The following is a 26,996-nucleotide window of genomic DNA, read 5'->3' as shown; positions in this document are numbered from 1 at the left end:
ATCAATGATTAAACCTCTGGTTATCGTATTTTTGATGGGCAGCATTTTGCTCTCGTCACCAGCTTTATCTTATGATTTAAAAGATATCTTTTTTAATCACGACGATGAAATCGTGGGTGATATTGTGCCCATCGATCGCGCATCAACCTCGATAGAACCGGGATTCTCAACGCATTGGGTGGGAAGCAATTCATTAGCCTCAGCGGCGTTGAACCCGACCACACAACAACAGGTTGGCACACTGGGTTGGCGGTTGGATTCAAACCTCGAATTATTCACCCCATACGCTGAAATCAGCTACCAGCGTTTATCCAGCAATGAATCCTACAAGCCGGCAGGCGAATTTAGCGCACCACAGAGTTTATTCAGCCGCGATATCCCTAATCAGGAAGCCCACTGGATCGATGTGACCGTTGGAGCCAATATTCCTTTGAGTGGAAATATGGCGGCATTTGCCGAGCTATCGCAAACCAATAGACTTAACAACAATGAACAATTTATGTACAACATCGGCGTCAGCGCAAACTTTTAGCCAGCCTTTTACGCCGAATGTTCCCGAGTTTTACCCAGCTTTATGGCAAAATAGACACAAAATCCCTCGCTTTGAGACGGGATTCGGGCTGTATATCTTACGTTCAGGCGGTATACTGCAACATTCTATATAAATCCACTTGTATCGCGCGAACTCATCCAATATGCAAAAGTTTGATACCAAGACCTTTCAGGGGCTGATCCTGACTCTGCAGGACTATTGGGCGCGCCAAGGCTGCACCATTGTTCAACCACTGGACATGGAAGTTGGCGCTGGCACCTCACACCCAATGACCTGCCTGCGCGCACTCGGCCCAGAGCCGATGGCAACTGCCTATGTGCAACCTTCACGCCGTCCAACCGATGGACGCTATGGCGAAAACCCTAACCGCTTACAGCATTACTACCAGTTCCAAGTCGTGATTAAGCCATCGCCAGAAAATATTCAGGAGCTCTATCTGGGTTCACTGAAAGAACTCGGCTTGGATCCATTGGTGAATGATATTCGCTTCGTTGAAGATAACTGGGAAAACCCAACGCTGGGCGCATGGGGTTTGGGCTGGGAAGTGTGGCTCAACGGGATGGAAGTGACCCAGTTTACTTACTTCCAGCAGGTTGGCGGCCTAGAGTGTAAGCCAGTTACCGGTGAAATCACCTATGGTCTGGAGCGCTTAGCGATGTACATTCAGGGCGTAGACAGCGTCTACGACTTGGTCTGGAGCGACGGCCCACTGGGCAAAACCACCTACGGCGACGTGTTCCATCAAAACGAAGTGGAACAATCCACTTATAACTTTGAATACGCCGATGTCGATTTCCTGTTCTCCTGCTTCGAGCAGTATGAGAAAGAAGCAAAAATGTTGTTGGAGTTGGAAAAACCTCTGCCTCTGCCAGCGTATGAACGCATTCTGAAGGCCGCACACAGCTTTAACTTGCTGGACGCCCGCAAGGCGATTTCCGTCACCGAGCGTCAGCGCTACATTCTGCGAATCCGTACCCTGACCAAAGCGGTCGCTGAAGCCTACTATGCCTCTCGTGAGGCGCTAGGCTTCCCAATGTGTAAAAAAAGCGACGATTCTAAATTAGAGAATATTTGAGGCAGCCATGACCCAACAAACTTTTCTGGTGGAAATCGGCACCGAAGAGCTGCCACCGAAAGCGCTACGCTCTCTGGCAGAATCTTTTGCAGCTAATTTTACCGCTGAACTTGATAACGCAGACCTCGCTCATGGCGAAGTCACTTGGTACGCGGCCCCACGCCGTCTAGCGCTGAAAGTTGCTGCGCTACATGAATCTCAGCCCGATCGCGAAATTGAAAAGCGCGGCCCAGCTATTGCGCAGGCATTTGATGCCGAAGGCAAACCGACTAAAGCCGCAGAAGGTTGGGCTCGTGGTTGCGGCATCACTGTCGATCAGGCCGAACGACTGACATCTGACAAAGGTGAGTGGCTGCTGTTCCGAGCTCATCAAAAAGGCCAGAGCGCGCAGCAACTGCTGCCTACGCTGGTCACTAATGCGTTAGGCAAACTGCCAATTCCAAAACTGATGCGCTGGGGTAATAACGACACTCAGTTCGTGCGTCCGGTTCATACCGTCACGCTGCTGCTGGGCAGTGAAGTTATCCCTGCTACTATTCTTGGTATACCGTCAGATCGCGTGATCCGTGGTCATCGTTTCATGGGTGAACCGCAGTTCACCATCGACAACGCCGATCAATACCCGCAAATCCTGATGGAACGCGGAAAAGTCATTGCTGATTACGAAACCCGTAAAGCAATTATCAAACGTGATTCAGAACAGGCTGCACAGAAAATCGGCGGCATCGCTGATATGAGCGAAAGCCTGTTGGAAGAAGTGACCTCTCTGGTTGAATGGCCAGTGGTGTTGACGGCTAAGTTTGAAGAGAAATTCCTTGCGGTACCTGCCGAAGCGCTGGTTTACACCATGAAAGGTGACCAAAAGTACTTCCCAGTGTATGACGCCGCAGGCAAATTGCTGCCAAACTTTATCTTCGTCACTAACATCGAATCTAAAGATCCACAGCAGATAATCTCTGGTAATGAGAAAGTTGTGCGCCCACGTTTAGCCGATGCTGAGTTCTTCTTTAAGACTGACCGTAAGCAACGTCTGGAAGATAATCTACCCCGTCTAGAAACCGTGTTGTTCCAGCAACAACTGGGAACGCTTCGCGATAAAACTAATCGTATTGAAGCTTTGTCTGGTTGGATTGCAGAGCAAATCGGTGCCGATGTGAATCTGGCAACCCGCGCAGGTCTGCTATCCAAGTGTGATTTGATGACTAACATGGTCTTCGAGTTCACAGATACTCAGGGTGTCATGGGTATGCACTACGCCCGCCACGACGGTGAAAACGAAGAGGTTGCCGTTGCGCTAAACGAACAGTATCAACCACGCTTTGCGGGTGATGCACTACCAGAATCTCTGGTGGCATGTTCTGTCGCGATCGCTGACAAAATGGATACTCTTGCTGGTATTTTCGGCATTGGCCAACATCCAAAGGGTGATAAAGACCCATTTGCTCTGCGTCGTGCGGCACTGGGCGTTCTGCGTATTATCGTTGAGAAGAAGCTGCCGCTGGATTTGGTCACGCTGACCGAAGAAGCTGCTCGCCTCTATGGTCAGAAGCTGACCAACGCTAACGTCGTTGATGACGTGGTTGATTTCATGCTGGGACGTTTCCGTGCGTGGTATCAGGAAGAAGGTCATAGCGTAGATACTATTCAGGCTGTCTTGGCTCGTCGTCCAACCAAGCCCGCTGACTTTGATGCTCGCATGAAGGCAGTTTCTCACTTCCGTACATTGCCTGAAGCCGCGGCATTAGCTGCTGCCAACAAACGTGTTTCCAACATTCTGGCGAAATCGACCGAAGTGCTGGCCGATCGCGTTCATGCATCTGTATTAAAAGAAGCAGCAGAAATCAAACTGGCAACGCATCTGGTTGTTCTACGTGACAAATTAGAGCCACTGTTTGCCGAAGGGCGTTATCAAGAAGCACTGTCTGAACTGGCTGCTTTGCGCGAACCTGTTGATGATTTCTTCGAGCAGGTTATGGTGATGGCTGAAGATGAGCAAGTGCGTATCAACCGCCTGACATTGCTGAGCAAACTACGTGATTTGTTCCTACAGGTTGCTGATATCTCTGTTCTGCAGTAAACCTGAACGTAAAATAAAGCCCGCCTTTCGGCGGGTTTTTTACATTCTGGCTGTTATCCCTAAATTATCAGGTTAAACTAACTTGATGAGTAGAATTTCAACCGAATGATATTGACCCATTTTTCGCGTGGTTACAGGAGTAATTACATGTCACTTGCAGTAACTAAACAGGCACAGCGTTGGTTGATGCCAATTTTCGCCGTCATTATGGCGTTCCAACTGGCTGGCTGTGGCGACAACGATAAAGAACAACGTAAAGCTTTCATCGACTATCTGCAAAATACCGTCATGCGCGGTAGCATTACTGTGCCGACGCTGAGCGAAGACCAAAAGCAGAAACTCGGCAATTATGTCAGCGATTACGCGATTTTGGTGACCTTTTCACAGAATTTCAGTCGTTCGATGGATAGCAGCCTTAATCCGCTGTTTACCACTATCGATCAGATACGTGTTCCTCAGGACTATCTGCTAAAACGTGACGATCTACGACAGGAGTCCGGGGCTCTAAATCTGCTCGGTCAGCAGATTCAAAGTGCGAAATCAACCGCAGACACTGCGCGTGCTGCACTCAAACAGCCTGATGATGTAAAAGCGATTTATGACCAAGCCTTTGCGAAAGTCGTTACCGACCCAGCGAATGCCGTTATGCCTATTATCCCAATGGCCGCTAGCCTGTCACAAGACTTGATTCAAGTGGGTGATTTCCTGCAAAGCATTGGGACTCAGGCTCGCTTTGATAACCAAAGCATCCAGTTGCAAACCCAACAGCAGGTCGATCAATACAATCAGCTCATGACCTCAATTGCAGCCAAACATCAAGAACTGTTAAATGCGAAAAACCGCAACGCGGCTATTTTTCAAAACTAATAGAATCTAACGTTATACCCGCCCTGCCAGGGAAACCTTGCGGGGCTTTTTTACGCCTAAACATTCACGGATGTAATTTTATGACGCAAAGAGTGGAGGTGAATAAATAAATGAGGTTAGACGGGGGAGATGTAAAAGTATCTTGTGAAGAGAATCACAATTTAAAAACAAAGATGCTAACAATAAAGGTGATTTTCATCACGTAAATGAGGCCAGCAAGGACATTATTTTAACTTTGTAGGAGACTTTCAGCCTATTTATGTGATCTGAATCACTCAAAACACCCCTTAAGAGGGGGATGGAATGAGATCAGGATCACAAAAACCCCACGGGGTACGCGAGATGAAAACGGCGTGATAGAGTCGATTTTGCATACAGAACGACAGGACGGTTTTTGGCGAAACCACCACAACTATTACGACGCGCAACATCTTAGCGCGCACCACGAGGGGTGTTTTATGTTATCACCAGATATCAAGGTCAAGGTACAGAATTTTGGCCGCTTCCTCAGCAATATGGTAATGCCCAATATTGGCGCATTCATCGCTTGGGGTTTGATTACCGCACTATTTATTCCCACGGGCTGGTTACCCAATGAAACGCTAGCCAAATTGGTTGGCCCAATGATCACCTATCTGCTACCACTGTTAATCGGTTATACCGGTGGTCGCCTCATCGGTGGTGAGCGCGGCGGCGTAGTGGGAGCTATCACCACGATGGGCGTGATCGTCGGTGCAGATATGCCAATGTTCATGGGAGCCATGATTGCAGGTCCACTAGGCGGCTGGGCAATCAAGCATTTTGACCGTTGGGTCGACGGTAAAATCAAAAGCGGTTTCGAAATGCTGGTGAATAACTTCTCCGCAGGCATTATCGGTATGCTGCTTGCCATATTGGCATTTATGGCCATTGGACCACTGGTTGAGTCGCTGTCTAAGATATTGGCGGCGGGCGTTAACATTATGGTGCAAAATAACCTGCTGCCGTTAACCTCAATCTTTGTCGAACCCGCCAAAATACTGTTCTTGAATAATGCGATTAACCACGGCATCTTCTCACCGTTGGGCATTCAGCAAGCAACAGAAACTGGCAAATCCATCTTCTTCCTAATCGAAGCGAACCCAGGTCCGGGTCTGGGCGTCCTGCTAGCCTATATGTTCTTCGGTAAAGGCAGTGCGAAACAGTCTGCCGGTGGTGCCGCGATAATCCATTTCTTCGGCGGCATTCACGAAATTTATTTCCCATATGTATTGATGAACCCACGCCTCATTTTGGCCGTCATTTTGGGCGGTATGACCGGCGTCTTCACCTTGACCCTGTTTAATGCTGGCTTGGTATCTCCCGCTTCTCCAGGATCTATCTTTGCCGTATTGCTAATGACACCAAAGTCTTCACTGGTTGGCGTTATATTGTCGATTCTAGCCTCCACTCTGGTGTCATTCCTTACTTCTGCCATGCTGCTTAAACGTGCTCGCGTAGGCGATGAAGAGAGCAATGGCTTGGCTGAAGCTACTCGTCGTATGCAGGGCATGAAACAGCAGTCTAAATCAGGTGGCAAGATTTCTGGTACCCAGCCTCAGCCCGTAATGCAGGCCGTAACGCTCGACTTATCTAAAGATCTGCATCATGTGCGTAAAATCATCGTTGCCTGTGATGCTGGTATGGGGTCTAGCGCGATGGGTGCAGGCGTTCTGCGCAAAAAGGTGAAAGATGCTGGCCTGAATCATATTTCGGTCGCTAACTGTGCGATCAATAGCCTGCCAGACGATGTGGATCTGGTGATCACCCATCAGGATTTAACCGAACGAGCAATGCGTCATGCTCCGCAGGCTATGCACATTTCACTGAGCAATTTCCTGGATAGCGGATTGTATACTGATTTAACCACCCGTTTGTTGGCCGCAAAGCTACCGCATGCAGCCAATGATAATCGCCTTATTAACCAAACAATTATTGCAGCCAACGATGATTCTTTCGAGTCAATCGAGCGCGAAGAAAATCTGTTCAAGCTTAGCGCAGATAACATCTTCCTTAACTTAACCGCAGAGAATAAAGAACAAGCTATTCGTTTTGCGGGTGAAATGCTGGTATCCGGTGGCTATGTCGAACCTGATTACATTGACGCCATGCTGGCACGAGAAGCGCTAACCACAACCTATCTAGGAGAATCTATTGCCGTCCCACACGGCACCGTAGAAGCCAAAGACCGCGTGCTCCGCACCGGGATTGTCATTTGCCAATACCCACAGGGCGTACGATTCGGTGATGAGCCGGATGACGTGGCTCGGCTGGTCATCGGCATTGCCGCCCGCAACAACGAGCATATTCAGGTTATAGCCCGCTTAACCAACGCACTGGACGACGAAGGCGTCATAGAAAAACTGGCGCAAACCACCAGCGTACAGGAAATCCTAGATCTCCTGTCTGGAGAGCAAGCGGCTTAAGGCGATGACACGACACCGTTCACCGCAGCCAGCGGCCTAAAGTGCCTTCGCTGTCGGTGTCGTTCTTGGGGCCTCCCCCGGCCCCCTTTTTACGGATAGATTCTCTCGAGGTTAACATCATGAAAGCGATTCATTTTGGTGCAGGTAATATTGGTCGTGGCTTTATCGGTAAACTTTTAGCCGATGCTCAGGCAGAGTTAACATTTGCCGACGTCAACCAGCCTTTGGTCGATCAGCTTGCGCATCAACAAAGTTATCAGGTCAATGTCGTCGGCGAAAATGCGCGCGTTGAGCAAGTAAACCGCGTCAGCGCCATTCATAGTAATAGCCCAGATGCCATTCAGCAGATTGCTCAAGCAGACATTATCACCACTGCGGTTGGCCCACAGGTACTCAGCAAAATCGCCAATACGCTAGCTCAAGGCTTGATTGTCCGTTACAACAGCGGTAACCATCAGCCAATGAATATTATCGCCTGCGAAAATATGGTGCGTGGTACCAGCCAGCTTAAACAGCACGTCTTACTGGCAATCCCTGCTGAACTCCATGCTTGGGTAGAAGAACACATCGGCTTTGTGGATTCTGCCGTAGATCGCATTGTTCCCCCTAGCGCCGCAGCTAACGACGATCCATTGGAAGTAACCGTTGAAACCTTCAGCGAATGGATTGTCGATAGCACCCAATTCAAAGGGCAGCTACCGCAAATTGCAGGAATGGAGTCCACAGCGAATCTTATGGCCTATGTTGAGCGTAAACTTTTCACACTCAACACGGGCCATGCTATCACCGCCTATCTCGGCCAACTGGCTGGCTATCAAACCATTCGTGAAGCCATTTTGGATCCGGCTATTCGCGATGTTGTTAAAGGGGCAATGGAAGAAAGTGGTGCGGTACTTATTAAACGCTACAGCTTTGACCCAGAACAGCATTCCGCTTATATCGAAAAGATTTTAGGGCGCTTTGAGAACCCTTATCTACATGACGATGTGGAACGCGTGGGACGTCAGCCATTGCGTAAACTGAGTGAAAACGACCGTTTAATCAAACCACTGCGAGGAACGCTGGAGTATGGTTTGCCAAACAACAATCTGCTTATGGGCATTGCGGCGGCATTAAGCTATCGCAGCCACCAAGACCCACAGGCTCAAGAAATGGCATATTTGCTTAATGAGAAAGGCATCACTCACACCGTGAAGCAGGTTTGTGGCCTAGAAGATCAGCCAGAGCTTGTCGCACAGATCGCGAATGTGTATAACGCCATGCAACGTCAAGCATGATGTAACCCATAGGATTGGAGTTGCAGCGAAGCGGCAGCTCCAAATGAGAAGGGTATAATGAAATTGAATCGAATGCGCACTACTGCGCAACCAGAAATAAAAGAGCACCTTCCAAAAACCGAGGCACCAGAAAACCCGCGGTTATCGGAACGTGAAGCATCGATTATGGCAACAATAGAAGAAGCTGACCTTTATAAAAATCAGGCTTTTGAGAATCGAATTCTAGAAAGGCTCAATGCTCGTCAAACGGTCTCAGGGTTCATTCAGGCTACGGTCGGATTACTGGCTGAGGCGGTTGACCTGCTGATTATCCAAGCCTTTCGGAAAGATGATTACGCAGTGAAATATGCAGTGGAACCATTGTTGGAAGGAAGCGGTCCGCTGGCGGATTTACCGGTACGACTAAAACTCATCTATGCCTTGGGCGTGATTAGCCGCGATGAATATGAAGACGTTGAGCTTTTATTAGCGCTAAATAATGAATTAAAGCATGAGAATAAGATCTACAGCTTTACCGATGACGAGATCCTTGGCCCGATAAATATGCTGCACTGCATGACTACATTGCCACCACAACCCACGCTGCATCTGCCAGAAGAGGTTGTTGATGACTCATTAGCCAACATGCAGGAACAGCGCTATCAGCAGATGGTCCGTTCTACGCTAGTCCTTAGCATCACCGACTTAGTGACTCGTTTGTGCCATAAAAAAGCCTTTTAAGCTCCCAGTTTGCAAGACTGGGAGCGTCTTCTTTTCAGCCAATCCCCACATTAATGCTTACAACTGTTAAACTATCTCCTAATCCCCAAAAGTATTGATGACCGGAAGATACGTCATGAAAGAAAAAGCAGAAATTAAACGCCTTAGCGACAAGCTGGATGCCCTGCGTCGTAAAGAAGCAGGCCTGTTGTTACAAGAGATTGACACTGTAACCACGCATGCTCTGGATGAAAATCGCAGCGAGCAGGAAAAGCTGACCGCTGAGATCGAGCGTCTGCGCGCAGTTCAAGCCAGCCATTTCAGTGCCAAAGCACAGCAGCTTTTAAAGATGCCATTCAGCCGCGAAATCACCAAAAAAGAACAAGCCGACATGGGGTCTTTGAAAAAGGCGGTACGTGGTATTGAAGTTGTACACCCAATGACGGCGTTAGGCCGTGAAATGGGCCTAAAAGTCGTTACTGGTTACGCTAAAAAAGAGTTCTAAATTATCAGACTCTGGCTAAAAAAAGCCCCGCAATTGCGGGGCTTTTTTTATTGATACAGATTAACTAACGTTTTCCAACATAACGTTTCTTCTTCCCCGCGTCTTCTCGGTGCGCACGCTCAACCTCTTCAGCCAAGATCTGTACGCCCTTCTCGATTTGGTCAAGTTCAGGCACATAGTTCATACGCATACACTGATGTGTGTGCGGCCATTCGTGTTCTAGTCCTGGGAAGAAATAGTGACCCGGAACCATCAGAACCCCGCGTTGTTTAAGGCGCTGATATAAAATCTCGGTACTTATCGGGAGATCAACGAACCACAACCATAGGAATATCGCTCCCTCCGGCTTGTGAATTAAACAACGCTCTTCCGGCAAGTAACGGCGCAAGACCTCAATAGTTTGTTCTACTCGTTGGCGATAAAACGGTTTTATCACCTCATTCGATAAACGAAGTAAGTCACCACGCTCTATCATTTCGAGCGCAACGGCTGGACCGAGACTGCCAGGTGATAGGCTAATAATGCCGTTCATGTTACTGATGGCGCTAATTATTTTTTCATCAGCAATAACAATTCCACAGCGCGATCCCGGCAGACCAAGTTTGGACAAGCTCATGCATAGAATAATGTTTGGATTCCACAGCGGATTGACGTCAGAAAATATAATGCCAGGGAAAGGCAACCCATAGGCGTTATCAATCAATAATGGAATGTTGCGCTGCTGCGCCATGGCATCAAGACGAATGAGCTCTTCGTCTGTTAAAACGTTTCCTGTCGGGTTCGTTGGACGCGAAACACAAATCAGCCCCACATCGTCGCTAATGTTAAGGTGCTCAAAATCGACGTGATATTTAAACTGACCTTCAGGCAGCAGCTCGATAGTCGGCTTAGCAGAAACAAACAGATCTTCGTCTAACCCTGCGTCTGCATAGCCAATGTATTCGGGAGCCAGTGGGAATAGAACACGTCGACGTGAGCCATCAGCAAATCGTCCAGCATATAAATTAAATAAGTAGAAAAATGCACTCTGGCTACCATTTGTTAGCGCAATATTTTGTGCTTCTATTTGCCAACCAAACTCATCGCGCAGCATTTTTGCCAACGCTTGCAGAAGCGCATCTTTACCCTGTGGGCCATCGTAATTACATAATGCGTCGGTTAACTTACCTTCGCGCAGCATATCCGCACAAAGTTGAGTGAAATAATCCGTCATCTGAGGGATTTTGGCCGGGTTGCCGCCACCAAGCATAATGGCGCCTGGTGTACGCAGGCCATCATTCAGATCGTCCATCAGACGGGTAATCCCCGCGTAGCGGGTAAATTTGTCGCCAAATACAGAAAAAGTCATGATAACAATCGCAGGTCATTATTATGGGAGCCAACCGACACCATACCTGCTACGCCTTAGGTGAACAACCCACGGGAAATTACCCTGTTTTTAGATAACTCTGGGAAAAATGAAAACTACGGAATAAAAAAAGGCGCAGTTTCCTGCGCCAAAAAGATAGAGAGGGGTACATCAATCGGTATTATTGGTTGCTGGTTTCTACATCGCTAGCCTGACTTTGCTCCAGCGCTGGAGGCGTTGTATGCCCACCTATCGCGATGCGCTGAGGCTGCAAGGCTTCAGGTACGTTACGCACCAGATCAATATTCAGCAGCCCATTTTCAAATTTGGCACCATCCACAGTCAGATGTTCTGCCAAGGTGAATGTCAGATCGAAGGCTTTGCACACCAGCCCCTGATGTAAATATTCAACCGGTTTCTCTGACTGAGCTGGGTTGCCACGCACGGTTAAGCGCGGGCCTTCAACTTCAATATCCAGCTCACTCTGCTTAAATCCAGCTAAGGCCAGAGAGATGCGATAGTGGTTGTCGTCACTTTTCTCAATGTTGTAGGGCGGAAACCCTTGGGGTTCTAAGCTGCTCTGCATCGCATTTGCTAACTTATCGAAACCAATCCACTGACGAAGTAATGGAGAAAGATCGTGATTACGCATAGATATATACTCCTTCTAAGAAGCGAGATAATATTTTCGGCTGCTTCATTTGATGATAACAGCCGACCTTCAGCCCCCCGCAGGCAGGCAAAATTATTTGTTCTTTACATATAACGGACTACACTAAATTACTTAATCTCAATTTTACGCGGCTGCAGTGTTTCTGGAACAATGCGCTCTAAATCGATATATAACAGCCCATTTTCCAAGTTGGCACCTTTAATTTGAATATGTTCGGCCAGTTGGAATTTGCGCTCAAAATTACGCTCAGCGATCCCCTGATATAAGTAGGTGCGTTCTTTGTCTGATGGCTGATGAGAACCTTTTACAATCAGAGTATTAGATTGCGCGGTGATATCCAGTTCATGCTCTGCAAATCCGGCCACGGCAATAGAAATACGATAGTGATTGTCGTCAACGAGCTCAACGTTGTATGGAGGATATCCACCGTTAGACTGGTTCTGACCAGACTCAATTAAATTAAACAGGCGATCGAAACCGATAGCAGAACGGTAAAGTGGTGCGAGATCGAAATTGCGCATAAAAAATATGCCTCCTAATAAAATCAGCGAGGAAAAATAGCCTTCCATCATGGACAGACTATATTTAAATCACGGCCGAAATACCCTTACGGCATATTTCTCATTGGCCTGCTAATAAGATGGTGTCAGTCAATAATTTTTCAAGACGCGAAATTTAAATTTTTTCAGAACGCACGATTCCCTAAAGCAGAGGTCATAAACTGGCAAGGCATAACTGGAATATTGTTACATTTTTGTATGAAATGAGAGAACAACCACAGAGCGAATAGGTGGGTTTGTCGATTTTCCGACATAGATGCTATAACACAACAACTTTGGCTTTCGTATACACGGCCACTATTGGGATGGATTTATGAAACAACGGATTAGATGCTTGACGATATCTCTGCTTACCAGCTCCGCGCTGATGGCTGGAGGCTGTTCCAGCGTCATGACCCGTGTTGGACCGAATCAGGGATACTATTCGGGTGCAAAAAACGACGTCAAAATGCTCAAACATGAGGACACTGGCTGGGCTATGACGCCACTTCTCGCACTAGACCTACCATTATCTGCCGTAGTTGATACGCTATTGTTGCCTTACGATTATTATCGGTCGGATTCTAACCCCGAAGATGAGTCGCCACGCGCACGTGTTTTACGCAATGAGCAGGCATCCGGAGTCAATAACATTGCACCATCACATTGATTAGAGCGGTGTCTAAGCCAAATGCTCAGGCACGCTATTATCATAGATTCACCACAAATAGCTGTGGCCAACCGTCTATCTCACGCATATAGGCAACTTTTTTTCCATCCGGTGAGACAACCACAGATTCAGCACATGGCGGTTGTTCAGAACGCAACGTCAAACGGGTAATCTCTCCAGATTTTGCACTACAGCGCACAATGCTGTTATCCATCGCGAAGAACAACGACTCGCCATTAGGATGCCAGCTTAGCGCAGACTGCACTGAATGTTTCCCATGTGTAATCTGACGAGGGTTGCCCCCGTTAGGGGATATTGTCCATAGCTGTACAATCCCCGCATCATCATGCATTAAAAAGGCAATTTCATCCCCGTTGGGAGAAGATCGCAGCCAATGGCGTGGTGTCGTGGCCAACCCTGGATACTTACGCTGATGGGTAAAAGTGATTCGTCTCTGCTGAACACTGGCAGGCGGAGCAGGTAATCTGTCAGCCGTGCCCTGAAGTGGATATTTTCCGGCCTCGGCGTAAGCCGAATCCTGCGCAGGTAAATCGACTACAAATATTTCAGGGATTTTTTGACCATCTTGAGCCACAGTGTCACCGATAAAAGCCAATGCCCAACGCTGACGGGTTCCGTCTGGCTTTAAATAGCCTTCGTCGCCAATCCAACCCTCTTCATAGGCTCGAGAAATTTGATCGCTTCCCGCCAGTGGTTGAGGCGTTGTCTGGCTAACCAAAACACAGAAATGACTCCCATCATATTCACGGGGATGCTGTTTCGGCACGTTAACCGCATGCAGTGGTAAAGCAATACCAACATTACGCTGATCGAGCGCCACATCTTTTTCATGCATAACATGATCGTTGTAGGTAAAACTAAGGCGGGTCGCATCAGGGCTGAAAACATGCACATGTGTCCCGCCACGTAAGGCACCTGCGGTATAAGGCTCGGTAATATCCATCGCGTCTAGCGTTTCAGCCAGTTCTCTATCGGGTTCACTGACAATCACTCCGCGACGATGGTGAAAATCGTAATGCCAGTGAGAATCTGGATGCTCTGGTCCGTGAATAAAAACGTAACGCGTTGGTTGTTGTGGGCTAACCGTCACCACGCCGACATGAGCCCCATGCTGAGCACGATACACCACGTCCACCTGACCATCAGCCACCCTGACCCGCTCAATACACAAGCCTGTAAAAGAGGAGCCGCTAGGGCGAACGTCGTAAGCTAACCATTCACTGTCAGGTGTCCAGACATTAATATTGGTGAGCTGGTGCCCTCGCGGATCGAACGTGAGCTGTTTTTCAGCATAGCGAGACATGGTGGATTCCTTCAGCAAAATAAACGCATTATCTCACTAGCATAAACCAAGCGAAGACCTCAATCACAGAAGCTTACCGATGTATTTCTCATTCAGGCAGAAAATACCGACCGAGAGGTCTTGTCGGGGATAGGCATTGACCAGAAACGACCTGCTCCCACAGAGATAATCCAAGGGAGCATTGGGTTTAATCAATACGTTTCACATCTCCGACTAACAATATGTAGGAAAGCGCCCCCATTAACGCCACCACCGCAATATAAGTTAATGATGGAGCAAAACCATAGTATTGGGCTAAATAACCAACAACTAATGGAACCGTTATTCCTCCTAAACCACCAATAAAATTAAATACGCCACCGGTGAGTCCGATCAAACGCATAGGTGCTAAAGAAGAAATGAGCGACCACGTAATAGATGCAAATCCGTTACCAAAAAACGCTAATGCCATCAGTATCATGATCCACACAGGGTCATTAGTATAATTGGCCCCCATAATGCAGGTTGATAACAATAGACCACAAATAATCGGCGTCTTACGCGCAAAACCAATCGACTTACCACTCTTTAGTAGTTTATCCGCCACAACTCCTGAAAGAATAACGCCCACAAAAGCGGCCATAAACGGTACGGTTGTCATAAATCCTGCGGTCAAAGCAGTGATATGCTTTTCTTGCGTGAGGTAATTAGGGAACCACGTCAGGAAGAACCACAACGTCGAGGCGATGGCGAACTGACCAATATAAACCCCGACCAGTTTACGATGAAATACCAATTTCCAGTCTGATATGGTTAACGGCGCAGCCATTTTTTTACCTGCCGCAACATCACCATCAATCATACCGCCACCGTTAGCAATATGGTCAAGCTCTGCCTGATTAGCATATTTACTTTTACGCGGAGGCTGATAGACAAAACGCCATAAAGCCGCCCAGAGAATACCTACCGCACCAGTAACAATAAATACCCAATGCCAACTGGTCATTTCCTGCAACCAAATCAGTAACGGTGTCAGAAATGCGAGCCCAACAAACTGGCCAGAAGTATAAAAACCGACCGCGGATGCTCTCTCTTGCTCAGGAAACCAACTGGTTACGATACGATTATTGGTAGGAAATGCGGGAGCCTCAAACATTCCAGTCACCGCTCGCAGTGTGATAAGCGAGACTAAACCATTGGCAAATCCCTGAAATAAAGTCCCTATAGACCATCCCATAATGGCAACAAAATAGGTTGTTTTTGCACCTACACGATCGAGAAAACGGCCACCAGGTATTTGGCACAAAGTATATGTCCATGCAAAAGCAGAAAAGAGATATCCCATTTCTGATTTACTAATACCAAATTCGGCCTGAATATGTGCCGAAGCCACGGCTAAATTAGCACGGTCAACATAGCAAATTACTACAGTCACAAAAATCATCAGTAGCGTTAAATAACGCCTTTTAGTTGGTGCGGAAGATAGTGTTATATCACTCATGTTCTTCTCACTTATCGGATTAATTATATTTTTATTAGCCTGTTAGCTCAGGCGATTTTTAGGCGCACGAATCCCCGGCGGAGAAAATACGCCATCGACTATTTGTTATTGTTATTCGTATTTTTAACTTCTATGGTTAACTAAAAAATTAGATTTGTATCACGGCGGCAAGCAAATGATTCGGGTGACCAAAAGTAGCTAACGCAGATACAAGTTCAATGACGAAAGTTAATTACCATTCAGCAACGGCACCATCAGAGTATCGCCAAACCGGGTTATGCCAGTCTGGTGGATTCTTACTGCATGCGATCACCTTCTCTTCATTAATTTCAACGCCAAGGCCTGGTTTCATGAGCGGTGAAAAATACCCATCAACCATGTTGAAGTCTTCTTTATTGACCACGTAGTCGAGGAGCTCTGCGCCTTGGTTGTAGTGAATCCCCATGCTTTGCTCTTGCAACACCGCATTGCGTGCAACAAAATCCAAATGCAAACATGACGCTAATGCAATTGGCCCTAGCGGGCAGTGCGGTGCTAAAGCAACGTCATAAGCTTCTGCCATCGCCGCTATTTTAAAGCATTCGGTAATTCCCCCTGCATGGGAAAGATCGGGCTGTACAATGGCTAAACCACCATCCGCTAGCACTCGCTTGAAATCAAACCGAGAATACATGCGCTCCCCCGCCGCTATAGGCAGATGCGTCTGGGCAGCAAGGCGTGGATAGTATTCTGCTTGTTCAGCAAGCACCGGTTCTTCGATAAAGAGCGGACGATAAGGCTCAAGTTCTTTGATTAAGATTTTGGCCATCGGCGCATCAACGCGGCCATGAAAATCGAGACCAAACTCAATCGTATTGCCAAACTTAGCTCGGATCTCAGCCACAACCGCTATAGCCGCATCAACTTTGCGAGCATTATCAATAATACCCATCTCTTCACAGCCATTGAGCTTGAAAGTATCAAACCCACCCGCCATCAGCTTCTTAATACCATCAATAACGTCGGCAGGACGATCCCCCCCCACCCAACTGTAAGCCTTAATTTTATCGCGTACCAAACCACCAAGCAGTTGATAGACAGGAACCCCTAACGCCTTTCCTTTGATATCCCACAACGCCTGATCGATGCCTGAAATTGCGCTCATCAGAATAGGGCCACCGCGGTAGAAACTTCCCCGATAGAGCGTCTGCCAAATATCGTTAATCCGTGCGGGATCCTGACCAATAATATATTCGCTAAGCTCATGAACAGCGGCCTCAACGCTTTTGGCCTTACCTTCAATGACAGGTTCTCCCCACCCTACAATGCCTTCATCAGTTTCAATTTTCAGGAACATCCACCTTGGGGGTAAACGATAAGTGGTTAATTTAGTAATTTTCATTTCACCGCATCCTTATAGGCATTCACATAAGCCTGTGCCTGTTGAGCCGTACGTTGCACCTCCTGCCCAGCGCGATATAAATCGCTGCCTAAACCTGCGCCTACACAACCCGCATTAAGATATTCATGCAGGTTTTCCGGTGTGACGCCCCCCACCGCGAACACGGGTATTGTTGCAGGGAGAACCGCCTTCAGTGCTTTTACATAGTCAGGACCAAATGCCGCCGATGGGAAAATTTTCAGCGCCTGCGCACCAGCCTCTATTGCTTGAAATGCTTCTGTTGCCGTTGCACAACCGCAACAGACCTGCATTTGATATCCAACACCTCGGCGGATAACGTCGGGTGCAGTATTCGGTGTCACAACGAGTTTACTGTTGAGGGAATGCAGTAGATCTACCTGCTCGCTTTTCAGGACAGTACCAGCCCCAATTAAAGCGCGATGACCAAAGAGCTTCACGGCTAGGGCAATACTTTTTTCCCAATCTGGTGAATTCAAAGGGATCTCTATAGCATCAAAACCAGCCGCCAATAACGCAGTAATATGTTCTTCAACTTCTTGTGGTTTAATCCCACGTAAGATCGCAATTAACGGTAACTTAGTAACCCAAGTCATTGGCAATGCTCCTTATTCCGGTTTGAAACGCGATATCACCGTCAATCGTTTGATAGGCAATACCGGCAAAATTCAGAGCAGTGACATAACGTTCATTGAGCTTTGGGCTACCAATAAGCGTCACACTGTCGCTGGCGTGTAATGCGTAGGTCTGTTGCATCTGTGCAACCTCATTACCAATCAGCACCCCAGACAGCCAATCGCTCACCGTACCTTTACTTCTATTTCCAAGAAGATGTGCCGCACGGACCTCAAACAGATTTCGTATCACGCCAGCATCATTAAATCCGATGTCCAACCCCTGCCGGAATGCGTCCTGTGAGACATGCTGCTCACCGATACCTACGCCAATAAGCCCATGTTGAAGCAGTAAATAATGCAATTCACCCGTGATCACCGTGCGAAAATCATCAACATAATCCCCTGACATCTGCACCCATTTGCTATGCGTACCCGGCATTAAATAACGTGAGGATTTGTGTAATTGGTGAGCGCCTATAATCTGCGTTTCTTCGCCACGCATCACATTGGAATTATCGGGACGATTAATACATAACCCAGGAATAATGTGGATCACTGAAGAATTTGGTGATCGGATTGTTGTCAGGTGTTGAGTGACCTCACCTAATGCAACTGGGCAGGGCAGATACGGAACAACCTGCCATCCGGCATTGCTGCCAACCATTCCCGCCATAATAGCCGGAAGATCACCATAATCTTGGAACCACGGCTGCATCAGGTGACTAAAAACCTGTTGTGGCGTCTGCCCTTGTAAACGAGTGACACCGGATTCTGAGCTTAGAAAATCAACGCACAACCCTTGAACATAAAGCCATGCTCGTAAATTTGTCGAGCCCCAATCAATCGCTATAAAATTTTCACTCATGTCTCATCCTTTAAACGCCTTGTCGAGCTGGCGATCATGGCTAATGCTGCTTTCTCTGCTGCATCAGCATTCTGATGACGGATTGCGTCATACAGAGTTTGGTGCTCACGTAATGTTCTCGGCATGTTGTCTTCATCTGGCATATAAGTACGTTCAAATACAGCCCGTTGCAGAGAGCTAATCGCAACACTTAACTGCTGTAACACTGGGTTATGTACCGACGACAATACGGCTTCATGGAAACGAATATCTGCCTCGTTAAATGCATCAAAATCTTGGTGGTTCATTGTCATGTCATTTAATGCGGCCTCAATGACCGCCAACTCGCTAGACGTTGCTCTTTCAGCAGCCCAACGAGCAATTGACGGCTCGACCAGATTACGTACCTCACTCAATGCGCTAATCAGACGAGGGTCATAATCATTTGCAAGTACCCATTGCAGAACATCAGTATCCAAGTAGTTCCACTGGTTACGAGGCGCAACAAAAGCCCCTCGATACCGTTTCACCTCAACCAATCGCTTAGCGGTAAGCGCACGAAATACTTCGCGGATAATATTGCGCGATGTTTGAAACTCTTCGCATAACTCCGCCTCCGCAGGTAGCGCCGCTCCAGGGACATACTTCCCACTGATAATTTGTCGTCCCATTTCAACGATGATGCGGTCGGTTTTGCTCAATTCAGTCTTGTTCATTGTATTTTTCCATTTGGATAGAGATGGGCTAATCGCTCAATACTTTACCGCCAAACGAATAAAATAACCGCATCAGTGAAGTACAAAACAAAAACCAATCACACTCACCAATGCACACATTGTATTGTTAAAATATAATTTGGTACTACAATTTGGATCACAAAATAGACAATTATTGACAGTTTACTGCTCTTAATCATCTGGGGTTTATTTGTCGGGCTAATTAGTTCAATTTGTAGGCGTTGATTTACTGATCTGTTTAGTATTGAAAAAACAAGGAAACACGATGCCTACCCTATTCGAAAACATCATGCAGGCTCATCAGGCCTTGCGCCCGAAGGTACGAGTTACACCGTTTTGCTTTCTTCTCGTACGGGATGTGAGGTGTATTTGAAGTGTGAGCACCTTCAGCCGAGTAAATCATGCAGGTTAGGATTCGCCTACAGAGATGTAGGCGAAAGAACGGAGGAGCCAGGATGGCGATTGCCGTTCGTTCCGTTAAGACCGAAATGATGAAACGAGGGCACCCGCGCAGCGGGCTGGTAGGGGGTGCCAAGCCGGGATGCAAGGCGGCGGCGATTGAGCCGCCTTGCTCGGACGCAGACACGATGCTTAGGAGATACTCGGTGTTATGGGCGTACGAAACCTTTCACAGAACTGACGGTAACTGAAAGGTCAAAACCAGCACCCTGTTGCGAAATTATAAAAAAACTCAATGACTCTTCTACTTCTCAAATACAAATTTGTTGATTGCTACAGCCACGCCATCTTCCTGATTGGTCGTGGTAACAAACTGAGCAGCTTCCTTAATGGAAGGTTCAGCATTTCCCATCGCCACACCAACGCCTGCATATTTTACCATCGCCAAATCGTTGCCGTGATCGCCAATACACATCACATTTTCACGTGGAATATTTAGGAATTCAGCCATGCGTGCAACGCCTTTCCCTTTATCTGCATCTTTGTTCAGAATTTCTAGGAAATAAGGGCTACTTTTCATCATGGTATAGCGTTCGTAAGCTTCCTGAGGGATACGCGCAATCGCTGCATCAAGCACTTCAGGGTGGTCAATCATCATGACTTTTGGGAATCGAATATCTTTATCCATTTCATCAGCAGGACAAAAATATAGTGGAATCCCAGTGATAAACGACTCGTGAACGGTGTATTTGCTGATATCACGGTTTGCGGTATACAGCTTGTGATGATCGAGTGCGTGAAAATGAGAGCCAACCTGACGAGATAGTGATTCGAGATATAGATAGTCGGCATTATCGAGCAGCGTTTCGAACAGCGGTTCCCCATTTTCGGCATGAACAATTAGACCGCCGTTATTGCAGAGGCAGTAGCATCCCGTTTTATCCAACTCCAACTCTCGTAAATATTGCTGCGCGCCGATAAACGGACGTCCCGTCGCCAGCAATACGTGTACGCCCTGAGCTTTAGCCGCCAAAATAGCCTGTTTCACCGCAGGGGCAACCGCCCGATCGTTATTAAGTAAGGTTCCATCCAGATCTATAGCAATCAGTTTAATCGACATCACATTTTCCCTTCGGATCAAAATAATAGTGTAACGGTAATCAATCTAGGTCAGGTTGTCATTGCTTATGAGAGGTAAAAATGAGGATCAAATACATAAAAAAAGGGACGATAAATCGTCCCTTCTCGCTAACTTCTTTAAGATTAGAAGTCTAGGTTTGCTGCACGCAGAGCATTCTCTTCAATAAATGCACGACGAGGTTCAACCGCATCGCCCATCAATGTGGTGAATAGCTGGTCAGCGGCCACAGCATCTTTCACAGTAACACGCAACATACGACGGCTTTGCGGATCCATGGTGGTTTCCCACAGCTGCTCTGGGTTCATTTCACCCAGACCTTTGTAGCGCTGGATAGCCAGACCGCGGCGAGACTCTTTCACTAACCACTCCAATGCCTGCTCGAAGCTGGTAATCGGCTGGCGGCGTTCACCACGCATCACAAACGCACCGTCTTCGATCATATCACGCAGCGTACCGCCCAAGTTGCAGATGCGACGGTATTCCGCGCCGTGAATAAAATCGAAGTCCAATGGGTAATCAGTATCAACCCCATGAGTACGAATACGCAGCGACGGTTCAAACATCTGACGCTCGCGGTTTTCAGTCACAATCGCAGAGTACGTACTCCCGTGAACTTCTTTCTCGTTCAGGATATTCACTAGAGACTCAATCCACTGCTGAACTTTAGCCTGATCGCCAAGATCAGCTTCCACCAACGTTGGATGGTAGATCAACTGGTTCAACAGCGCCTTAGGATAACGACGCTCCATACGACCAATCAGTTTTTGAACCTGATAGTGCTCGGTCACCAACTTCTCTAAATGCTCGTTGGACATCGCTGGCGCATCCGCATTAATGTGCAACTCAGCGCCATCCAAGGCGATAGAAAGCTGGTACTGATCCATCGCATCGTCATCTTTAATGTACTGTTCTTGCTTGCCTTTTTTCACTTTATAAAGTGGAGGCTGAGCAATAAACACATGACCACGTTCGATGATTTCAGGCATCTGGCGATAGAAGAAGGTCAACAGCAGCGTACGAATGTGCGAACCGTCGACGTCGGCATCGGTCATGATGATGATGCTGTGATAACGCAGCTTGTCAGGGTTATATTCGTCACGACCGATACCACAGCCCAGTGCGGTAATCAGCGTGGCAACTTCCTGAGAAGAAAGCATTTTATCGAAACGCGCTTTCTCGACGTTCAGGATTTTACCTTTCAGCGGCAGGATCGCTTGATTCTTACGGTTACGCCCCTGTTTTGCAGAGCCGCCCGCAGAGTCCCCTTCCACTAAGTACAGTTCAGAGTGGGCTGGGTCGCGTTCCTGACAGTCAGCCAGTTTGCCCGGCAGACCGGCTAAATCTAATGCGCCTTTACGACGTGTCATTTCACGCGCTTTACGCGCTGCTTCACGCGCACGAGCCGCATCAATGATTTTGCCAACGACAATTTTTGCATCGCCCGGATTTTCTTGCAGATATTCGGCCAGCAGTTCGTTCATCTGGGTTTCAACCGCAGTTTTCACCTCAGAAGAAACCAGCTTATCTTTAGTCTGAGAAGAGAACTTAGGATCTGGAACCTTAACAGAAACAACCGCAATCAAACCTTCACGCGCATCGTCACCGGTGGCGCTAACTTTGGCTTTTTTGCTGTAGCCTTCTTTTTCCATATAGCTATTCAGGGTACGTGTCATCGCGGCACGGAAACCGGCCAAGTGAGTACCACCGTCGCGCTGTGGAATGTTGTTGGTAAAGCAGTAGATGTTTTCCTGGAAGCCATCGTTCCACTGCAACGCCACTTCAACGCCGATATCATCTTTCACGGTAGAGAAATAGAACACGTTTGGATGGATCGGCGTTTTATTCTTGTTCAGATACTCTACGAACGCTTTGATACCGCCTTCATAGTGGAAATGATCTTCACGGTTGTCGCGTTTATCACGCAGACGGATAGACACGCCGGAGTTCAAGAAAGAGAGCTCACGCAAGCGCTTAGCCAAAATGTCATACTGGAATTCAGTATGATTGGAGAACGTCTCCATACTTGGCCAGAAACGCACGGTTGTACCGGTCGTTTCAGTGTCACCAACCACTTTCAGAGGGAATTGAGGTACGCCATGCGCGTAGGTCTGCTCGTGAACTTTACCTTCACGGCGGATAACCAATTCCAGTTTCTCAGACAAGGCGTTAACCACGGAAACACCCACGCCGTGCAAACCGCCAGAAACTTTGTAGGAGTTATCATCAAACTTACCACCGGCATGCAGCACGGTCATGATAACTTCAGCGGCAGAAACACCTTCTTCTTCATGCAGGCCAGTAGGAATACCACGGCCATCATCCTGCACCGACACCGAGTTGTCGCTATGGATGGTAACGATAATGTCTTTACAGTAGCCAGCGAGCGCCTCGTCAATCGCGTTGTCCACCACCTCGAATACCATATGGTGCAGACCGGTTCCGTCATCGGTATCACCGATGTACATGCCCGGGCGTTTACGCACGGCGTCCAGCCCTTTTAATACCTTGATACTTGAGGAGTCATAAGTATTTGACATCAGCCTTTCTCGCTCATTAAAAAACTGTGATTAAACCGCTATTTTACCTTGTTCCACGCGGAACATCTTGCCCTTTTCATCAACCATATCGGAGACCTGTTCTGCACTTACTGCGCTCACAAAAACCTGCGCGCCAGTTGCCTTCAAACGGTCGGCCAATAAACGTCGGCGACCGGTATCCAGCTCAGAAGCAAAATCATCGATAAGGTACAGGCAACGGCGACCGCTGTGGCGGGTAAGATATTCACCCTGTGCCAAACGCAGCGCGCACATCAGTAATTTCAGTTGTCCACGGGAAAGTAAATCCTCAACCGGTGTACCTTCTGCCCGGATGCGGAAATCAGCCTTGTGTGGACCCACTGCGGTATAGGTCAGAGCTCTGTCGCGTTCAAATTGACGCTCCAGCAACTCTCCGTAGTCGCTTTCTTTATCCCAACCACGCTGGAATGAAAACGTTAGCGCAAACTCAGGCAGAAACTGCGCGCAGGTAGCGCTAATATCTTCCGCTATCGCCGCGCTGTACTGCGCGCGTAATGCACTAATACGTTCAGCCAGCGGAATCAATTCCTGATCCCAAGGACGTAGTTGAGAGTAACGCGTAACCTGTCTAAGCGCCGCGTTACGCTGCTTGAGTAACCGCTTAAGATTGCTCCAAGCAACAAAAAAACCAGGGTCGCTGTGAAAACATCCCCAGTCGAGAAAAGCGCGCCGAAACTTTGGCCCGCCATTCAATAAAGTAAAACCTTCCGGCGTGATAAGCTGCATCGGCAACATTTGCGCGAGCTCAGCCACCTTATGCCCATCACTACCGTCAATACGCACTTTACTATCACCCGCCCGACTTTTGCTCAGTCCGACCGAAAGCTCACGCTCGGCACCGGTATCAATGCGGCCATGCAGCACAAATTCATTCTGATCGTGACGAATCACTCGCCCTGCCTGCAAGCTACGAAAAGCCCGCCCATGCCCCAGCGTATAGATAGCTTCGAGCACGCTGGTTTTTCCGCTGCCGTTAGCACCGACCAGAAAGTTGAATCCCTCAGCGGGAGCGAGATCCGCAGACTCAATATTGCGAAAATCGCGGATCGTCAGACGCGTTAAAGCCATCAAAAGCTATTCCGAGCAAAGCCAACATTCATATACCCTAAAAAATTCGGGCTGCAAGAAGGTGGTCACTGAGCGAATCCCCAGCATCTTACGTCAGTAAGTGACTGGGTGAACGAAGGCAGCCAACGCACGTGCAGTTCGAAGTATGATGGGTATGGTTACAAGCGCATTGGCATGACTACATAGGCCGCCGACTGGCTGGCCGCGTCTTCAATCTGTACGCTGGATACTGAGTCAGTCAGCAGCATATGCACGTCTTCGCATTTGAGAGCGTTGAGCACATCCAAAACGTAGCTCACGTTAAAACCGATTTCTAAATCGGTTCCTTCGTAGTTGACGTCTAGAATTTCTTCCGCTTCTTCCTGCTCAGGGTTATTCGCCGTAATTTTCAGCTGGTTATGGCTGACATACAGACGTACGCCACGGAATTTTTCATTGGATAAAATGGCAGCACGTGCAAATGCTTGCTTGAGCTCATCACAACCTGCTTTTAACGTTTTGTCCGGATTCTTCGGCAATACGCGGCGATAGTCAGGGAAACGACCGTCGACCAGCTTAGAAGTAAAGATGAAACCACCTACATGAGCACGAATATTGTTGCTACCAATTTGCAGGCGTAGCGGCGTTTCACCACCATCCAGCAAACGGGACAACTCCATAACACCTTTACGCGGCACAATGACGGAATGGCTCGGCACACTCTGACCAATAGGCATTGAACATACCGCAAGGCGGTGACCATCGGTCGCCACGGTGCGCAACTCTTCACCTTCGGTTTCAAACAGCATACCGTTCAGGTAATAGCGCACATCCTGATGAGCCATAGAGAATTGAGTTGCCTCAATCAGCTTTTTCAGCGTCGCCTGTGGCAGCGTGAATTCCACTTCGCTCTGCCAGTCATCCAAATTAGGGAAATCAGCAGCAGGCAGCGTAGACAGAGAAAAGCGGCTACGCCCAGAACGTACCAGCATGCGATCGCCGTCTAAAACAACGGTGATTTCCGCACCGTCTGGCAGACCACGGCAGATATCGAAAAACTTACGCGCAGGTACCGTTGTTGCCCCTGTCTCATGCTCTTGAGCAAGAGGAACTCGGGCGATCATTTCCATTTCAAGGTCGGTGCCTGTCAGCAATAGATGGCCGTCTTCAACCTGCAACAGCAGATTACCAAGAATAGGCAACGTTGGTCGGCCACCCAGCGGGCTGCTCACCTGTTGCAACGGCTTTAGCAGATGTTCACGTTCAACAATAAATTTCATATCGCTACGATGACTGTTATTTGATTAGGATGACAACGTTCTGATTAAATTAGAAAAATCTTCTTTGATGTCGTGGCTTTCTTCACGCAGCTGTTCAATCTTACGACAGGCATGCAAGACCGTTGTATGGTCACGACCACCAAAAGCATCACCGATTTCTGGCAAGCTGTGGTTAGTCAGCTCCTTTGCTAACGCCATCGCCATTTGACGCGGACGGGCAACTGAGCGGGAACGACGTTTAGACAGTAAGTCTGCCACCTTGATTTTATAATACTCAGCCACCGTCTTCTGGATATTATCGATGGTGACGAGTTTTTCCTGCAAGGCAAGCAGATCACGTAGCGCTTCACGCACAAAATCGATGGTAATAGCGCGGCCGGTAAAGTTGGCATTCGCAATCACTCGGTTCAGTGCGCCCTCAAGCTCACGTACATTAGAGCGTAGACGTTTTGCGATGAAAAAGGCGACTTCGCCCGGCAGACGAATGTCATTTTCATCAGCTTTTTTCATCAGAATCGCAACGCGTGTCTCTAACTCTGGTGGCTCAATGGCTACGGTCAGCCCCCAACCAAAACGCGATTTCAGACGATCTTCTACGCCATTAATCTCTTTTGGATAGCGGTCTGACGTCAGAATAATTTGCTGATTACCTTCAAGCAAAGCGTTAAAGGTATGGAAGAACTCTTCCTGCGAACGCTCTTTGTTGGCAAAAAACTGGATATCATCGATAAGCAGAGCATCAACGGAACGATAGTAACGTTTGAACTCTTCGATTGCGTTATTTTGCAGGGCTTTGACCATATCCTGAACAAAACGCTCAGAGTGCATGTAAACCACTTTAGCATTGGCTTTGCGAGCCATAATGCCATTACCTACCGCATGCAGAAGGTGAGTTTTACCTAAACCCGTACCACCGTATAAGAACAGCGGGTTATAAGCACCCCCAGGATTATCAGCCACCTGACGCGCCGCCGCGCGGGCCAGTTGGTTAGACTTACCCTCAACAAAGTTATCAAACGTATGCTTAGGATTCACATTCGAGCGATAAGACAATTCAGGCTGCGCGGGAGAGTTATCCCAACTAGGACGCATAGGCGCCACGTTGCGAGCCGCAGTCTGAATGACCGGCGCTGAAACACTGGCCATCACCGGACTTTGAACGGGTATAGCAGCCGTCGCAGGTTTGGTTCCAACTTCAAAACGGAGAACAGGTGCGTCGCTACCACAAAAATCGTTCAACAATCCGTTGATGTTGTTGAGATATTTGTCACGAACCCAATCCAATACGAAACGGTTAGGAGCATACAGCGCCAGGGTATTGTCACTCAGTTCCGCCTGTAAAGGACGGATCCACATACTAAATTCTGTGGCAGGTAACTCATCCTGCAATCGGGCAAGACACTGCTGCCAAAGCGAAAGTGACAC

The 26,996-nt window shown here is 48.0% G+C and carries 23 protein-coding genes; 9 read left to right on the top strand and 14 right to left on the bottom strand.

The genetic code is table 11. From position 1 onward, the window contains the following. Window positions 1-4: 4 nt before the first annotated feature. From K9N75_RS00120 to K9N75_RS00085, 8 genes are all read left to right on the top strand, one after another. Complete coding sequence (locus K9N75_RS00120) at window positions 5-532, top strand: autotransporter domain-containing protein (protein ID WP_020303922.1); 528 nt, start codon at window positions 5-7, stop codon at window positions 530-532. A 163-nt stretch (window positions 533-695) separates the two neighbouring features. Beyond that, window positions 696-1,628, top strand: coding sequence for a glycine--tRNA ligase subunit alpha (gene glyQ / locus K9N75_RS00115; RefSeq protein WP_004094047.1), 933 nt, complete (start codon window positions 696-698; stop codon window positions 1,626-1,628). Between the two features lie 7 nt (window positions 1,629-1,635). Beyond that, on the top strand, window positions 1,636-3,705 hold the full coding sequence (glyS, locus tag K9N75_RS00110; RefSeq protein WP_008815744.1) for a glycine--tRNA ligase subunit beta: 2,070 nt from the start codon (window positions 1,636-1,638) through the stop codon (window positions 3,703-3,705). A 147-nt stretch (window positions 3,706-3,852) separates the two neighbouring features. Then, the gene (locus K9N75_RS00105) at window positions 3,853-4,572 is read left to right on the top strand and encodes a DUF3053 domain-containing protein (RefSeq protein WP_008815743.1); all 720 of its coding nucleotides are present in this window, start codon (window positions 3,853-3,855) and stop codon (window positions 4,570-4,572) included. Window positions 4,573-5,030: 458 nt separating this feature from the next. Further along, entirely contained in the window at window positions 5,031-7,016 is a 1,986-nt protein-coding gene (locus K9N75_RS00100; RefSeq protein WP_008815742.1) for a PTS mannitol transporter subunit IICBA, read from the top strand. Window positions 7,017-7,135: 119 nt separating this feature from the next. Further along, the gene (locus tag K9N75_RS00095) at window positions 7,136-8,293 is read left to right on the top strand and encodes a mannitol-1-phosphate 5-dehydrogenase (protein ID WP_008815741.1); all 1,158 of its coding nucleotides are present in this window, start codon (window positions 7,136-7,138) and stop codon (window positions 8,291-8,293) included. Window positions 8,294-8,458: 165 nt separating this feature from the next. Continuing rightward, window positions 8,459-9,013, top strand: a complete 555-nt coding sequence (locus tag K9N75_RS00090; protein WP_223283597.1) for an MltR family transcriptional regulator — start codon at window positions 8,459-8,461, stop codon at window positions 9,011-9,013. Between the two features lie 115 nt (window positions 9,014-9,128). Next, the gene (locus K9N75_RS00085) at window positions 9,129-9,497 is read left to right on the top strand and encodes a YibL family ribosome-associated protein (RefSeq protein ID WP_039185120.1); all 369 of its coding nucleotides are present in this window, start codon (window positions 9,129-9,131) and stop codon (window positions 9,495-9,497) included. Between the two features lie 64 nt (window positions 9,498-9,561). Here K9N75_RS00085 and K9N75_RS00080 read toward each other — a convergent pair whose 3' ends face one another. The 3 genes from K9N75_RS00080 to ibpA all read right to left on the bottom strand — a co-directional run bounded on the left by K9N75_RS00080 (window position 9,562) and on the right by ibpA (window position 12,039). Beyond that, window positions 9,562-10,845 (bottom strand): valine--pyruvate transaminase, encoded by a 1,284-nt coding sequence (locus K9N75_RS00080; RefSeq protein ID WP_008815738.1) that lies wholly within the window; start codon window positions 10,843-10,845, stop codon window positions 9,562-9,564. 181 nt (window positions 10,846-11,026) lie between these two features. Continuing rightward, a complete protein-coding gene (gene ibpB, locus K9N75_RS00075; RefSeq protein WP_064575538.1) occupies window positions 11,027-11,497 on the bottom strand; it encodes a small heat shock chaperone IbpB in 471 nt (156 codons plus the stop codon). Between the two features lie 128 nt (window positions 11,498-11,625). Beyond that, entirely contained in the window at window positions 11,626-12,039 is a 414-nt protein-coding gene (ibpA, locus tag K9N75_RS00070; RefSeq protein WP_004094024.1) for a small heat shock chaperone IbpA, read from the bottom strand. A gap of 352 nt (window positions 12,040-12,391) precedes the next feature. Between ibpA and K9N75_RS00065 the strand changes: the two genes are divergently transcribed. After that, window positions 12,392-12,727, top strand: coding sequence for a YceK/YidQ family lipoprotein (locus tag K9N75_RS00065; protein WP_020303920.1), 336 nt, complete (start codon window positions 12,392-12,394; stop codon window positions 12,725-12,727). Between the two features lie 40 nt (window positions 12,728-12,767). Here the strand turns inward: K9N75_RS00065 and K9N75_RS00060 are convergent, their stop codons facing one another. The 11 genes from K9N75_RS00060 to dnaA form a co-directional block, all read right to left on the bottom strand. Continuing rightward, entirely contained in the window at window positions 12,768-14,051 is a 1,284-nt protein-coding gene (locus K9N75_RS00060) for a YidR family protein (RefSeq protein WP_224452105.1), read from the bottom strand. A gap of 187 nt (window positions 14,052-14,238) precedes the next feature. Then, window positions 14,239-15,531, bottom strand: a complete 1,293-nt coding sequence (locus tag K9N75_RS00055; RefSeq protein ID WP_008815733.1) for an MFS transporter — start codon at window positions 15,529-15,531, stop codon at window positions 14,239-14,241. Between the two features lie 232 nt (window positions 15,532-15,763). Then, window positions 15,764-16,912, bottom strand: coding sequence for a galactonate dehydratase (dgoD, locus tag K9N75_RS00050; protein ID WP_224452104.1), 1,149 nt, complete (start codon window positions 16,910-16,912; stop codon window positions 15,764-15,766). Beyond that, a complete protein-coding gene (locus K9N75_RS00045) occupies window positions 16,909-17,526 on the bottom strand; it encodes a 2-dehydro-3-deoxy-6-phosphogalactonate aldolase (protein WP_224452103.1) in 618 nt (205 codons plus the stop codon). Before K9N75_RS00045 ends, dgoD begins: the two co-directional genes overlap by 4 nt. Continuing rightward, window positions 17,510-18,412, bottom strand: coding sequence for a 2-dehydro-3-deoxygalactonokinase (locus tag K9N75_RS00040; RefSeq protein WP_224452102.1), 903 nt, complete (start codon window positions 18,410-18,412; stop codon window positions 17,510-17,512). Before K9N75_RS00040 ends, K9N75_RS00045 begins: the two co-directional genes overlap by 17 nt. Then, on the bottom strand, window positions 18,409-19,107 hold the full coding sequence (gene dgoR, locus K9N75_RS00035; RefSeq protein WP_008815729.1) for a D-galactonate utilization transcriptional regulator DgoR: 699 nt from the start codon (window positions 19,105-19,107) through the stop codon (window positions 18,409-18,411). Before dgoR ends, K9N75_RS00040 begins: the two co-directional genes overlap by 4 nt. A gap of 724 nt (window positions 19,108-19,831) precedes the next feature. Then, window positions 19,832-20,647, bottom strand: a complete 816-nt coding sequence (gene yidA / locus K9N75_RS00025) for a sugar-phosphatase (RefSeq protein WP_114445953.1) — start codon at window positions 20,645-20,647, stop codon at window positions 19,832-19,834. A gap of 143 nt (window positions 20,648-20,790) precedes the next feature. Then, the gene (gene gyrB / locus K9N75_RS00020; RefSeq protein ID WP_061059374.1) at window positions 20,791-23,205 is read right to left on the bottom strand and encodes a DNA topoisomerase (ATP-hydrolyzing) subunit B; all 2,415 of its coding nucleotides are present in this window, start codon (window positions 23,203-23,205) and stop codon (window positions 20,791-20,793) included. 30 nt (window positions 23,206-23,235) lie between these two features. Continuing rightward, window positions 23,236-24,312: a DNA replication/repair protein RecF gene (gene recF / locus K9N75_RS00015; RefSeq protein WP_004093995.1), complete on the bottom strand. Its 1,077-nt coding sequence runs from the start codon at window positions 24,310-24,312 to the stop codon at window positions 23,236-23,238. A gap of 158 nt (window positions 24,313-24,470) precedes the next feature. Then, window positions 24,471-25,571, bottom strand: a complete 1,101-nt coding sequence (gene dnaN / locus K9N75_RS00010) for a DNA polymerase III subunit beta (RefSeq protein WP_004093991.1) — start codon at window positions 25,569-25,571, stop codon at window positions 24,471-24,473. Window positions 25,572-25,595: 24 nt separating this feature from the next. Further along, window positions 25,596-26,996 carry a chromosomal replication initiator protein DnaA gene (dnaA, locus tag K9N75_RS00005; protein WP_008815726.1) on the bottom strand — a complete coding sequence of 467 codons (1,401 nt, stop codon included), beginning with the start codon at window positions 26,994-26,996 and terminating at the stop codon, window positions 25,596-25,598.

Source organism: Hafnia paralvei, from assembly GCF_020150375.1.
Taxonomy (GTDB): Bacteria; Pseudomonadota; Gammaproteobacteria; order Enterobacterales; family Enterobacteriaceae; genus Hafnia; species Hafnia paralvei.
The sequence above is the reverse complement of the archived record's forward strand: the minus strand, read 5'-3'. Positions and strand labels throughout refer to the sequence as shown.